Annotated in this window: 11 protein-coding genes; 4 read left to right on the forward strand and 7 right to left on the reverse strand. The window is 75.5% G+C overall.

Features of this window, described 5'->3' with window-relative positions:
• The 3 genes from H7K62_RS15390 to ligD form a co-directional block, all read left to right on the forward strand.
• Window positions 1-1,008 (forward strand): molybdopterin-dependent oxidoreductase (locus H7K62_RS15390; RefSeq protein WP_186719910.1); only part of this gene is annotated, 1,008 nt, incomplete at its 5' end.
• Between the two features lie 269 nt (window positions 1,009-1,277).
• Window positions 1,278-1,976: a fasciclin domain-containing protein gene (locus H7K62_RS15395; RefSeq protein WP_186719911.1), complete on the forward strand. Its 699-nt coding sequence runs from the start codon at window positions 1,278-1,280 to the stop codon at window positions 1,974-1,976.
• Between the two features lie 112 nt (window positions 1,977-2,088).
• Window positions 2,089-3,057, forward strand: a complete 969-nt coding sequence (gene ligD, locus H7K62_RS15400) for a non-homologous end-joining DNA ligase LigD (RefSeq protein WP_186719912.1) — start codon at window positions 2,089-2,091, stop codon at window positions 3,055-3,057.
• 24 nt (window positions 3,058-3,081) lie between these two features.
• Here the strand turns inward: ligD and H7K62_RS15405 are convergent, their stop codons facing one another.
• From H7K62_RS15405 to H7K62_RS15435, 7 genes are all read right to left on the reverse strand, one after another.
• Complete coding sequence (locus H7K62_RS15405) at window positions 3,082-5,043, reverse strand: gamma-glutamyltransferase family protein (RefSeq protein ID WP_370591801.1); 1,962 nt, start codon at window positions 5,041-5,043, stop codon at window positions 3,082-3,084.
• A 33-nt stretch (window positions 5,044-5,076) separates the two neighbouring features.
• Window positions 5,077-5,577, reverse strand: coding sequence for an HNH endonuclease (locus H7K62_RS15410; protein ID WP_186719913.1), 501 nt, complete (start codon window positions 5,575-5,577; stop codon window positions 5,077-5,079).
• Between the two features lie 434 nt (window positions 5,578-6,011).
• The gene (locus H7K62_RS15415) at window positions 6,012-6,887 is read right to left on the reverse strand and encodes a C40 family peptidase (RefSeq protein WP_186719915.1); all 876 of its coding nucleotides are present in this window, start codon (window positions 6,885-6,887) and stop codon (window positions 6,012-6,014) included.
• Between the two features lie 310 nt (window positions 6,888-7,197).
• The gene (locus tag H7K62_RS15420; RefSeq protein ID WP_186719917.1) at window positions 7,198-7,875 is read right to left on the reverse strand and encodes a metal-dependent transcriptional regulator; all 678 of its coding nucleotides are present in this window, start codon (window positions 7,873-7,875) and stop codon (window positions 7,198-7,200) included.
• A 36-nt stretch (window positions 7,876-7,911) separates the two neighbouring features.
• Window positions 7,912-9,054, reverse strand: a complete 1,143-nt coding sequence (locus tag H7K62_RS15425; RefSeq protein WP_186719919.1) for a bifunctional 2-methylcitrate synthase/citrate synthase — start codon at window positions 9,052-9,054, stop codon at window positions 7,912-7,914.
• Complete coding sequence (prpB, locus tag H7K62_RS15430) at window positions 9,051-9,971, reverse strand: methylisocitrate lyase (RefSeq protein ID WP_186719921.1); 921 nt, start codon at window positions 9,969-9,971, stop codon at window positions 9,051-9,053. The genes H7K62_RS15425 and prpB overlap by 4 nt, the downstream gene beginning before the upstream one ends.
• Window positions 9,971-11,527, reverse strand: a complete 1,557-nt coding sequence (locus H7K62_RS15435) for an MmgE/PrpD family protein (RefSeq protein WP_186719922.1) — start codon at window positions 11,525-11,527, stop codon at window positions 9,971-9,973. The genes prpB and H7K62_RS15435 overlap by 1 nt, the downstream gene beginning before the upstream one ends.
• Before the next feature lie 64 nt (window positions 11,528-11,591).
• On the opposite strand from H7K62_RS15435, the gene H7K62_RS15440 reads away from it, so the two are divergent.
• On the forward strand, window positions 11,592-12,971 hold the full coding sequence (locus H7K62_RS15440; RefSeq protein WP_186719923.1) for a cryptochrome/photolyase family protein: 1,380 nt from the start codon (window positions 11,592-11,594) through the stop codon (window positions 12,969-12,971).
• The last annotated feature ends 8 nt before the right edge of the window (window positions 12,972-12,979 follow it).

Genomic DNA, 12,979 nt, shown 5'->3' on the forward strand with positions numbered 1-12,979 from the left:
CGCGCGTTCGGGGCCGCCGCGCGCGACGCCGTGGCCGCGCGGGCCGGGCTGCGGCTGCCCGCCCCGGCCACGCCCGCGAGCGCCGTGCCGGCCGGGGTGTCGAACGGGGTGGAGGGCACCACGCCGTACCTGACGCCCAACACCGACTTCTACCGCATCGACACCGCCCTCACGGTGCCCGCGATCGACCCGTCCACGTGGTCGCTGCGGGTGCACGGGATGGTGGAGCAGGAGGTGGAGATCTCCTTCGAGGAGCTCCTGGGCATGCCCCTGACCGAGGAGCGCGTCACCCTGACGTGCGTCTCCAACGAGGTGGGCGGCGGGCTGGCGGGCAACGCCACGTGGCTGGGCGTGCCGGTGGCCGAGGTGCTCGGCCGGGCGCGGCCGCGGTCCGGCGCGGACATGGTGCTCTCGAGCAGCAGCGACGGGTTCAGCGCCTCCACGCCGCTGGGCGCGCTCACCGACCCCTCGCGGGGGGCGCTGCTGGCGGTGGGCATGAACGGCGAGCCGCTGCCGCTGGAGCACGGCTTCCCCGTGCGGATGGTGGTGCCGGGCCTGTACGGCTACGTCTCCGCCACCAAGTGGGTGGTGGACCTGGAGGTCACGCGGTTCGCGGACGCCACCGCGTACTGGACCACGCGCGGCTGGTCCGCGCAGGGACCGATCAAGACGGCGTCCCGGATCGACGTGCCGAAGGGCTTCGCCCAGGTGCCGCGGGGCACCGTGGCCGTGGGCGGGGTGGCGTGGGCGCAGACCCGCGGCATCGCCGCCGTGCAGGTGCAGGTGGACGACGGCCCGTGGCAGGAGGCGAAGCTCGCCGCGGAGGACGGCCTGGACACCTGGCGGCAGTGGTCGTACGCGTGGGACACCTCCTCGGTCAGCTCCGGTCCGCACACGCTGCGGGTACGGGCGACCGACGGCACGGGCGCGGTGCAGACGGGCGAGCGGGCCGAGCCGGCCCCCGACGGCGCCACCGGCTGGCACTCGGTGTCGGTCACCGTGCAGTAGCGGGCAGCAGCGGGCCTCAGCACCAGTCCCCGCGGCGGGCGGCTCCGAACCCCTGCCAGACGACGCCCCAGACGACTCACCCGACGACGCCGACCACCACGAGGCCCCGGCCACCCGCACCGCGCGGGAGGCCGGGGCCTCGTTGCGCCGATCGGGCGTTGGACAACTCGTGACCCGATCGTGACCCATCCCTGCGGCGAGCGGCTGCGAACCCCCGGTGTCAGCAAGCCCGAGCCGCCGACCGGTGGCCCGACACGGAGGTAGAACCCATGAAGCGCTCCCTCACCACCGCCTTCTCCGTCTCCGCCAGCGCCCTGCTCGTGGTCGGCCTGGCCGCGTGCGGCGGCGGCTCGACGAGCGCCGGCGGCGGGATGTCGTCCTCGAGCTCGATGTCGCCGTCGGACTCCATGACCTCCTCGGCCGCCCCCTCGGACTCCATGAGCTCCTCGGCCACGGCCAGCGACGCCGCCATGTCCGGCCCGGTGGGCCCCGGCTGCGCGAGCTACGCCGCGATGGTGCCGAGCGGCGCCGGCTCGGTCTCGGGCATGGCGACCGCCCCCGTGGCCACCGCCGCCAGCAACAACCCGCTGCTCACCACCCTCGTCTCGGCGGTGTCCGGCAAGCTCAACCCCAGCGTCAACCTGGTGGACACGCTGAACGGCGGCCAGTTCACCGTCTTCGCCCCGGTGGACGACGCCTTCAAGAAGGTCGACGCGACCACCCTGGAGAAGCTGAAGACCGACCCGGCGCTGCTGCAGAAGGTCCTCACCTACCACGTGGTGTCCGGCCAGCTCAGCCCCCAGCAGGTCATCGGCATGCAGAAGACCGTCGAGGGCCAGACCGTCGACGTGACCGGCACCGCCGACAACCTCAAGGTCAACGGCGCCCAGGTCATCTGCGGCGGCGTGAAGACCGCCAACGCCACCGTGTACCTCATCGACGGCGTGCTGACCCCGCCGGCCAGCTGACCCGCCCGGCCGTCCGCGGCTGACGTCCGGCCCCGCCACCCGCCCGGGTGGCGGGGCCGTCGTCGTCCCGCCGCCCGAGCGGGTGGCGGCGCGCGTGGGGCAGGCTGGGGCCGTGGACGCCGCGGCCCAGGTGGTGGAGATCGCGGGGCGCCGCGTGCGGCTCACGCACCTCGACCGGGAGCTGTGGCCCGGCGGTCCCGGCCGGCGGGCCACCACCAAGGCCGACCTGGTCAGCTACCTGCTGGACGTGGCGCCGGCGCTCCTGCCGCAGCTGGCCGACCGGCCCGTGACGCGGGTGCGCTGGCCGCAGGGGGTGGGCGGCCCGCGCTTCTTCGAGAAGAACGTCCCCTCCGGCACGCCGCGGTGGGTGCGCACGGTGGACCTGGAGGGCACCGGTGGCGGGCGCTGGGGCTCGTCATCGGCGCAGGACGACGACGGCGGCGGCCCGGTCACGCACCCGCTGGTGGACGACGAGGCCGGCCTGGTGTGGCTGGCCAACCTGTCGGCGCTGGAGCTGCACACCCCGCAGTGGCGCCTCGACGGCTCGGGCGCCGGCAGCGGGCGGCGGGATCCGGACCGCCTCGTCGTGGACCTCGACCCCGGGCCCGGCACCGGTCTGGCGGAGTGCTCCGAGCTGGCGGTGCTGGTGGCGGAGCGGCTGGCCGACGACGGGCTGGTCGCCGTCCCCGTCACCTCCGGCAGCACGGGGATGCAGCTGTACGCGCCGATCAGCGGTGAGCAGGACGCCGCCGTCGTCTCCGCCTACGCCAGGCGGCTCGCCGAGGGCCTCGCGAAGGACCACGCGTGGGTGACCGCCGTGATGGCCAAGGACGTGCGGCGCGGCAAGGTGCTCATCGACTGGAGCCAGAACAACGGCGCCAAGACCACCATCACGCCGTGGTCGCCGCGGGGACGGGACCACCCGCAGGCGGCGGTGCCGCGCAGCTGGGACGAGCTGGGCGACGACCTGTTCCAGCTGACGCTGTCCGAGGCCGCCGAGCGGTTCGCCGCGGACGGCGACCCGTTGGCCGGCGTCCTCACCCCCGGCGCCCCGCCCGGCCCGCGCCTGCCCGAGCGCTGACGCCCGCCTCTGCGCGGGAGGGGCTCAGCGGCCGACGGCGTAGCCCTGGGCGCCGCGGGGGTTGGCTGCGGCGCGGACCCAGCCTCCGTCCAGGGCCACCGCGGACAGCCGTCCCAGCGACCACCCGTCCACCACCTGCGCGTCCCACCCGCGCCGGCGCAGCCGCTCGGCGAGGCCGTCGCCGAACCTGCCCTCCAGCAGCAGCCGGCCCGGCGCCGCCTGCCGCGGCCAGAACGAGCTGGGCGCGGTCTCGGTGTGGAAGGTCGGGGCGTCCACGGCGGCCTGCAGCGCGGTCTCGACAGGCTCCTTCCCCGCGCGGGCCCGCTCGGCGGCGTGCACGACCCGCAGCACGAACGGCACCTGCCAGGCGTCCTGCTGGTCGCCGCCGGGGGTGCCGAGCGCCATCCACGGCTCGTCGTCGCGCAGCAGCAGCGTCGGGGACAGGGTGGTGCGGGGACGGCGCCCCGGGCGCAGCGTCGAGCCGAGCGCGGAGCCCCACCGCGCCGCGGCCGACCGCGAGCGCGGAGACCCGCCACCGGTCACACCGGCGGTGCCGGGTCCGGCGGGCAGCCAGCACATCTGCCCGCGCGTGCCGAGCGCGAACCCCAGCTCGGGGACCACCGGGGAGCTCTGCAGCCACCCGCCGCTGGGGGTGGCGGAGACGAGGTTGCCCCAGCGGTCGGCCACGTCGACGTGGACGGTGTCGCCGCGGCCCAGCTCCTCGCGCCGGTCGACGGTGGGCTCGCCGACCGCGGCGCCCGCGCCGGAAGCGTCCACGCGCGGTGGCGCGGGCAGCTGCGGCAGCCGCCGGGAGGTCCCGCCGGGCCACCCGGGCTGCAGCTCGCCGTCCGCGCGCTCACCGAGCAGCGCGCGCCGGGAGGCCGTGTACGCCGGGTCGAGCAGCTCGGCGACGGCGGGCACGTCCACGCCGTCCTCCTCGGCGCCGACCGGGTCGCCGTACCAGGCCTCGCGGTCGGCGCTGGCCAGGTCGAAGGCGGCGGCGCAGGCGTGGACCCAGGCGTCGTCGTCCTCGGAGAGCGGGTCGGGCGGGCCGTCCGCGCCGAGCTGGCCGTCCAGCAGCGCGAGGGTCTGCAGGAGCACCGGCCCCTGGCCCCAGGTGCCGGTCTTGACGACCTGCACCCCGCGGTACTCCCCCAGCGCAGGCTCCTCGACGGTCGCCTCCCACCCCGCCAGGTCGGAGCCGCGCAGCAGCCCGGGGTGCACGGCGCCGGTGGCGTCGCGCCAGCTGGTCGTCGAGAAGAACGCCTCGACGGCGTCGGCCACCTCCCCGCGGTACCAGTGCTCGCGGGCGGCCTCGTACTGCGCGTCCCGGTCGGAGCCGGCGGCCTCCGCGGCGGCCAGCACCCGGTCGTAGGTGTCGGCCAGGGCCGTCAGGCGCAGCCGGGACCAGGGCCGCGGGGCGCGGGCTCCGCCGTCGTCCCCGGTGAGGTAGGTGGCGGCCGAGGTGCTCCACGCGCCCGGGCCATCGGTGAACAGCGGCGTCACCGACTCCAGGGTCGCGGCGACGCGCGGCAGCACGGGCGCGCCGTGGCGGGCGTAGCCGATGGCGGGCTCGAGCACGTCCCGCAGCCGCCACGTGCCCCACCGCTGCAGCAGGACCGTCCAGGCGCCGAACGCGCCGGGGACCGTCGCGGGGAGCAGCCCGGAGCCCGGGACGGCGGTCAGCCCCAGGTCGGCGAACGCCTGCGGCGTCGCGGCGGCGGGGAGGGCGCCCTGGCCGCACACCACGTGCGCGCCGCCGTCGGCGCCGCCCGCAGCGGACCACAGCACCACCGGCATGTCGCCGCCCGGCCCGTTGAGGTGCGGCTCCACCACCTGCAGCACGAACCCGGCGGCCGCGGCGGCGTCGAAGGCGTTGCCGCCGCGCTCCAGCACCCCCATCCCGACCTGGCTGGCCAGCCAGTGGGTCGAGGCGACGGCGCCGAAGGTGCCGGTGATCTCGGGACGGGTGGTGGTGAGGGGCACGCCCCCACTCTCACCCACCCCGCACGGCGACGCTCAGGCGGCGTCGAGCTCCGGCAGGTACCCGCCCCACAGGGGGCTGCGGTGCTCGCTGCCTCGCAGCAGCCACGCGGCGCCGTGCGGGGCGCGCAGGCGCACGCGCAGCTGCCAGCCCATCTCCTCCGGCGTCCGGTCGCCCTTGACGCCGTTGCAGCGCAGGCAGCACGCCACGAGGTTCTCCCAGGTGTCGCGGCCGCCCCGGCTGCGCGGGAGCACGTGGTCGACGGTGGTCGCGGGGCGGCTGCAGTACGCGCAGCGGTGGCCGTCGCGGCGCAGCACGCCTCGCCGCGAGACGGGCACGGCCCGCCCGAACGGCACCCGCACGTACCGGTTGAGCACGATGACGGCGGGCCGGGGCAGCGTCGCCCGCGTCGAGGCGACGGGCACCTCGTCGGCGACGACGACGTTCGCCTTGCCGGCCAGCACCAGCACCAGCGCCCGCCGCAGCGGGACCACCGCCAGCGGCTCGTAGCCGGCGTTGAGCACCAGGGTCCTCACGGTGCCACCCCCTCGTCGTGGTTCGTCAGCGGGCTCGTGGAGGTCGGGGACGCGACGGCGCGTCATGGGAAGGGCCGGTCGAGGGGCCCCGGAACGAGAACAGGCGCCGTCCCGCGAGGGACGGCGCCTGGTGTCAGGGCGGTGTGGCTGGCCGGGCTGCTGGCGCGGCGCGCGCTGCTGCGCGCGGCACTGCACCTGCTGGCCCCAGCGCTGCTGCCGGGGACGGGCTGGCCGTGGTGGTGCCGGCTGGGATGGTGGAGGCGCTGCCTGCAGGCGAGCCCGCACGGCGCAGGGCGGTGCAGGACGCTCAGGCCTGCGAGCGCCCCGCTCAGCGGATGTGGCGGCACCACGGGTAGGACTCTACGTCGCCCGGGTGCCCGGCAGCCCGCGCTTCACCCGTTGTTCTCGTCACGGGCTGGTCACGGGCTGGTCGCTCAGGCGACGCGGGTGAAGATGACCGAGGAGGACCAGACGTCGTGCACGTCGATGGTCTTGCCGGTGCGCGGGGCGTCGATCATCTTCCCGCCGCCGAGGTAGATCCCGTTGTGGTACACCCCGCCCTTGCCGGTGAAGGAGATGATGTCGCCGGCCTTGGCGTCGGAGGCGGACACGCGGGTGCCGGCGCTGGCTTGCTGCGCGGCGGTGCGGGGCAGGTCCTTGCCGACCTGGGCGTAGACGTAGCGGACGAAGCCGGAGCAGTCGAAGCCGGCGGGGGTGGTGCCGCCGAAGCGGTACTTGATGCCGGTGTAGCGCTTGGCGATGTCGATCACCGAGGCGCCGGACGCGGTCGCGCCGGGCGCCGGCGCGGCGGTGCCGTCGTCGCTGGGCTCCGGGGGGCCGGCGTCGACGTTGGGGTCGTCGGCGGTGGAGTCGGTGCTGGCGACGCGGCTGGCGTCGCGGGCGTCCTTGGCGGCCTGGAACCGGTCCGCGGCGCGGGAGGCGCGCTGGGCGACGGCGGCGCGCTCACCGGCGGTGACCTGCGCGTCGTGCTGGTACTGGGCGGCGTCGACGGTGGTGAGCGAGGTGAGCGCGAAGCTCACCTGCGCCTGCGCGGGGGCCTTCACCGAGGAGGCTCCGGCGACGGCGGTGGAGCTCTGCGTGGCGGGCGAGGAGTCCTGCGGGGCGTCGGTGGGCGCGGCGATGGCCGGCATGCCCATGGTCACGAGCAGCCCGCCGCTGACGGCGATGACGGCGGAGCGGCGGCCGACGGTGGTGGCGTTGGTCGCGACGGCGCCGCCGATCACGGTCAGCGGGGTGCGCGTCCTGACGGGACGGCGGTGACGTGCTGCGGTCCGGCTGCTCGCGGACATCTCGACCACTCGGCCTCTCCGTCGCCTGCGGGGTGAGCTGTCGGGTTCGGGCGAGAGGTCTGCGCCCGGCGCGCACCACCCGGGGTCACCGGGCGGGGTGCGCTCTCAACCCCGAGGAGCTCCCGCTTGGAGGAGCCCCGTGGTGCGTGGGTCCCCCGCCCCTGCCAGCGGTGTCCGCCTGACCGCGCCCGGTGGCAGGGCTCAGCGCCCGGTGCGGACCTCGTGAGGTGTCTCTCGAGGCAGGACTGACAGTAGTGACGCGTGACTCTGCGTCCCGGGAACTCAGGAACGTGGCTAAACGTGACCTGGGTCACACACCGGTGACGAAGACGTGGACGGCCACGTCGTCGGGCAGCACCTCACCCGGCTCGCCCACCAGCACGCCGCCGGACACCCGCTGCACGCGCACCGAGCCGCCGGGGCGCAGGCCCAGCGCGGACAGCCGGTGCATGGCGCCGGTGTCGGCCTGCGCGGGCTCGCCGACCCGGCGGACCTGCACGTCGACGGGGGCGGCACCGGCGGCCGCCACGAGCGTGCGCAGACCGTCGAGGGTGTCGGGGACGTCCACCCCGCCGATCTCGGCCAGCCCCGGGATGGGGTTGCCGTACGGGTCCTCCGTGGGCGCCTCGAGCAGGTCGAGCAGGCGGCGCTCGACGCGCTCGCTCATGACGTGCTCCCACCGGCAGGCCTCGTCGTGGACGTACTCCCACTCCAGGCCGATGACGTCGATGAGCAGGCGCTCGGCCAGGCGGTGCTTGCGCATCACCTGCGTGGCGCGCTCGCGGCCCAGCGCCGTGAACTCCAGGTGCCGGTCACCGCTGACCACCACGAGCCCGTCGCGCTCCATGCGCGCCACCGTCTGGGAGACGGTGGGGCCGCTCTGCTGCAGGCGCTGGGCGATCCGCGCGCGCAGCGGGACGGTGCCCTCCTCCTCCAGCTCGAAGATGGTCTTGAGGTACATCTCGGTGGTGTCGATGAGGTCGCTCACGCCGCCCACCCCTTCCGTGCCGGTCCTCCCGGCAGCCTAGTTGCCGGTGATCGTGCGCCGGTCGGGACCGGTGTACGCCGACAGCGGGCGGATCAGGGCGTTGGCCTCCACCTGCTCGCGCACGTGCGCGGTCCACCCGAGCACCCGGGCCATGACGAACAGCGGCGTGAACACCTCGGTGTCGAAGCCCATGAGCGCGTACGCCGGCCCGCTGGGGTAGTCGAGGTTCGGGCGGATGCCCGTGGCCTCGGCCATCGCGGTCTCGATCGCGGCGTACAGCTCGGCGAGGTCGGCCCGGCCCTCCCGCTCGACCAGGACGTCGAGCGCGGCCTTCATGGTGGGCACGCGGGAGTCGCCGGTCTTGTAGACGCGGTGCCCGAAGCCCATCACCTTGCGCTTCTCCGCCCGCGCTGCCGCCACCCACTCGGCCGCCCGGTCGGCGGTGCCCACCTCGGCGAGCACGCCCATGACGGCCTCGTTCGCGCCGCCGTGCAGGGGGCCCTTGAGCGCGCCGACGGCCGCGGTGATCGCGGAGTGGTAGTCGGCGAGCGTGCTCGTCACCACCCTTGCCGTGAAGGTCGAGGCGTTGAAGGAGTGCTCGGCGTAGAGCACCATCGACACCTCGAAGGCGCGCACGACCTCCGGTGCCGCCTCCTCGCCGAAGGTCGCCTGCAGGAACGCCGCGCACCAGCCGAGGTCGGTGCGCAGCGGCAGCGGCTCCAGGCCGCGGCGGCGCCTCTGGATGCGCGCCACCACCGCCGGCAGCTGCGCGAACAGCTGCAGGGCCCGGGCGAGGTCGTCCTCGCGGGTGCGCTCCTCCGGCGCCAGGGTCGGCCAGGTGGCGCCGATGGCGCTGACCGCGGTGCGCACGAGGTCCATCGGGTGCGCGTCGGCCGGCAGGGCGTCGAGGACGGCGACGACGGCGTCGGGCAGCGCCCGCTGCGCCCGCTCGGCGCGCTCGAAGGCCACCAGCTGGTCGGTGGTGGGCAGCTCGCCGTACCAGAGCAGGTGGGCGACCTCCTCGAGGCTGCAGCGGGCGGCCAGGTCCTGCACCGGGTAGCCGCGGTAGAGCAGCTCGGAGGGTCCCCCCTGCTCGTCAGTCGGTGCCGTCACCGAGGACACCTGGGTGGTGTCGACGACGACGCCGGCCAGGCCCCGCTTGATCTCCTGCTCGCTCACGCCTGCACGCCCTTCTCGCCGTCCGGGACCTCGAAGGTGAACACGTCGGCGTCGAAGTCGGAGTAGCCGGCGTAGTCGATGAGCTCGTAGAGCCGTGCGCGCGTCAGCATCGACGGCACCTCCCCCTGCAGGGTCCCGGTGGTCGCGAGCGCGTCCAGCGCCCGCTCGACGGCGCCCATCGCCGTCCGCAGCAGGCTGACGGGGTGGAGCGCGATCCGCACGCCGACGTCGGCCAGCTGGGAGTGCGTGAACAGCGGCGCCTTGCCGAACTCGGTGATGTTCGCCAGCACGGGCACGTCCACCGCGGCGATGACGCGCTCGTAGTCGGCCAGGGACGCCATCGCCTCGGGGAACACGGCGTCCGCGCCGGCGTCCACGTAGGCCTTCAGCCTGTCGACGGCGGCGTCCAGGCCCTCCACCGCGCGGGCGTCGGAGCGGGCCATGACCAGCAGGTCGGGGTCGCGCCGGGCCCGCACGGCCGCGGCGATGCGCTGGGCGGCCACGTCCCGGCTGACCACCTGCTTGCCGTCGAGGTGGCCGCAGCGCTTGGGGTTGACCTGGTCCTCCAGGTGCAGCCCGGCCACCCCGGCGTCCTCCAGCACCTGCACGGTGCGGGCGACGTTCATGGGCTCCCCGAAGCCGGTGTCGGCGTCGACGAGCACCGGCAGGTCGGTGGTGCGGGCCACCTGCGCGGCGCGCTCGGCCACCTCCGTCAGCGTGGTGAGGCCGATGTCGGGCAGGCCCAGCTCCGCGGAGACCACGGCGCCGGAGACGTAGACGCCCTCGAAGCCCTTGCCCGCCACGAGGGAGGTGGACAGCGGCGTGAACGCCCCGACGAACCGCTGGAGGTCCCCGCTGGCCAGCCCCGCGCGCAGGGCCTGCCGCTTGCTCGACGCCGTCTGCGGAGCGTGCAGCATCAGAAGATCCCCCCGGCGGGCGTGGCGGTGCGAGCCCGCACGGTCAGCCCCGAGAGCTCGCCGGGCTCCAGCTCGGGCAGGCGCTGGGCGACGTCGAGGAAGCGCTCCACCTCGTCGTCGTCGAGCACGCCCTCGGCGAGGGTGCGGAACTTGGCCACGTAGTCGGCGCGGGCGAACGGCCGGGCGCCCGCGGGGTGGGCGTCGGCGACGGCGATCTCCTCGACCACCCGGCTGCCGTCGACCAGCTCGGCCTCCAGGCGGCCGCCGAAGGCCCGCTTCAGGGGGTCGGGGTCGTGGTAGCGGCGGGTCCACTCCGGGTCCTCCACCGTGGTGACCTTCCGCCACAGGTCGACGGTGTCCGGGCGGCCAGCGCGCTCGGGGGTGTAGCTGCGCTCGTGGTGCCAGCCGCCGTCCTGCAGGGCCACCGCCACGATGTACGGGATCGAGTGGTCGAGGGTCTCCCGCGAGGCCGTCGGGTCGTACTTCTGGGGGTCGTTCGCCCCGGACCCGATGACGTGGTGGGTGTGGTGGCTGGTGTGCAGCACGATCGAGCTCACCTGCGACGGGTCGCGCAGCGCGGGGTGCTGCGCGCCGAGGCGGCGGGCGAGGTCGATCCAGGCCTGCGCCTGGTACTCCGCGGAGTGCTCCTTGGTGTAGCTGTCGAGGATCCCGCGCCGCTGCTCCCCCGGCTCGGGGAGCGGCACCTCGTAGACGTGGCCGAACCCGGAGAGCAGGCGCGCGATGACGCCGTCCTCCCCCTCGTAGATGGGGGTGGGGCTGGTCTGCCCGCGCACCGCCCTGTCGACGGCCTCGACGGCGGCCTTGCCGGCGAACGCCGGGGCGTGGGCCTTCCAGGTGCTGATCTCGCCCTTGCGCGACTGCCGCGTGGCGGTGGTGGTGTGCAGCGCCTGGCCGATGGCGTGGAAGACCTGCAGAGGCGGCAGGCGCAGCAGCGCGCCCAGCCCCGCGGCGGCCGAGGGGCCCAGGTGGGCGACGTGGTCGATCTTGTGCTCGTGCAGGCAGATGCCGCGCACGAGGTCGATCTGCACCTCGTAGGCGGTGACCAGCGCCCGCACCACGTCCGCGCCGGTGACCCCGCCGAAGGGCCCCTGGCTCGCGGCCAGGTGCTGGGCGACGGCGACGACGGGCGGGATGTTGTCGCCCGGGTGGGAGTAGTCGGCGGCGAGGAAGGTGTCGTGGAAGTCCAGCTCGCGCACCGCCACGCCGTTGGCCCACGCCGCCCACTCCGGGCCGTAGCGGCCGGGCGCGCCGTGGACCGTGGAGCCGGTGCCCTGGCTGGGCGCGGCCCCGGACGTTGGGTGGGCCATCGCCTGCGCGCGGGCGGCGACGACGGGAGCGCGGCTCAGCGAGGCGGTGGCCACGGCGGCGTCGTCGATGACGCGGTTGACGACCATGTCGACGACGTCGCTGTCGATGGAGTCGAGGCTCCCGCCGCGTGCCGTGTCCGCGGCGAGCTGGGCCAGCTTCCACGCCAGCTGCTCCTCGCGCGGCAGGTTCTCGTCGCTGCGGTGGGCTCGGACCTGGTGGGTCTGCACGCCGTCACGCTAATCCGGGGCCGCTGCGGTGGCCGAGGCGCTCCCCGTGCGCGACGCTCCCCGCGTGACCTCCACCGTGCTCTGGCTGCGCCGCGACCTGCGCCTGCGCGACCACCCGGCGCTGCTCGCGGCGGCGCAGGAGGCGGGCGGCTCCGGCGTCCTGCCGCTCTTCGTGCTCGACCCCGCCCTGCTCGGCCCGGCCGGACCCACGCGCACCGCGTGGCTGTTCCGGTCGCTGCGGGCCTGGTCGGCCAGCGCCGACGGCGCCCTGGTGGTGCGGTCCGGGAAGCCCGAGGATGTCGTCCGCCAGGTCGCCCGCGAGGTGGGCGCGGAGCGCGTCCACGTCACCGCCGACGCCGGCCCCTACGGCCGCGCCCGCGACGAGCGCGTCGAGGCCGCGCTCGAGACCGACGGCGTGGGGCTGGTCCGCACCGGCACGCCCTACGCCATCGGCCCCGGCACGGTGGTGAAGGGCGACGGCACCCCCTTCCAGGTGTTCACCCCGTTCTCCAAGGCGTGGACGGCCCACGGCCACCCCGAGCCCGCGGCCTCCCCGCCCAGCGACCTGCGGTGGGTGCGCCGCGTGGAGGGCGAGGACGTCCCGGACGACCCCGACCTGGGTGACCTCACCCTCCCCGACGTGGGCGAGGAGGCCGCGATGCGCCGCTGGGAGGCGTTCGCCGACCGCCTGGACGCCTACGACACCGACCGCGAGCGCCCCGACCGAGACGGGACCTCCCAGCTGTCCGCGCACCTCAAGTACGGCGAGGTGCACCCGCGGACGCTGCTCGCCGAGCTCGCGGCGAGCCCCCACGGGTCGACGAAGGGCGGGCAGACGTTCCGCACCGAGCTCATCTGGCGGGAGTTCTACGCCGACGTGCTCTGGCACCGGCCCGACTCGGCCCGCGAGTACTACCGGCCGCAGCTGGCGGGCATGCGCTTCGACTCCCCCGCGCGCGGTGACGGGAAGGCGCACCTGGAGGCCTGGGAGGAGGGGCGCACCGGCTTCCCGTTCGTCGACGCCGGCATGCGTCAGCTGCGCACCGAGGGCTGGGTGCACAACCGGGTGCGCATGGTGGTGGCCAGCTTCCTGGTCAAGGACCTGCACCTGGAGTGGCAGCACGGCGCGCGGTACTTCATGCGGTGGCTGCGCGACGGCGACCTCTCCTCCAACAACCACGGCTGGCAGTGGACCGCCGGGTCCGGCACGGACGCGGCGCCGTTCTTCCGGGTGTTCAACCCGGTCAGCCAGGGCGAGAAGTTCGACCCGGACGGCGAGTACGTGCGCCGCTACGTGCCCGAGCTGCGCCACCTGGCCGGGAAGGCGGCCCACTCCCCGTGGGACCACGCCGGCGGGTACGACCACGGCTACCCGCAGCGGATCGTCGACCACAAGGCCGAGCGCGAGGAGGCGCTGGCCCGCTACGCGGCGGTGCGCTCCTGACGGGTGCC

Source organism: Quadrisphaera sp. RL12-1S (assembly GCF_014270065.1).
In the GTDB taxonomy this organism is placed as follows: Bacteria; Actinomycetota; Actinomycetes; order Actinomycetales; family Quadrisphaeraceae; genus Quadrisphaera.

Excerpts from the sequence above, each read along its gene's own strand:
- H7K62_RS15395 (WP_186719911.1), top strand. The coding sequence starts at position 1,278 with ATGAAGCGCTCCCTCACCACCGCCTTCTCCGTCTCCGCCAGCGCCCTG.
- H7K62_RS15415 (WP_186719915.1), bottom strand. The coding sequence starts at position 6,887 with ATGTCCGCGAGCAGCCGGACCGCAGCACGTCACCGCCGTCCCGTCAGG.
- prpB (WP_186719921.1), bottom strand. The coding sequence starts at position 9,971 with ATGCTGCACGCTCCGCAGACGGCGTCGAGCAAGCGGCAGGCCCTGCGC.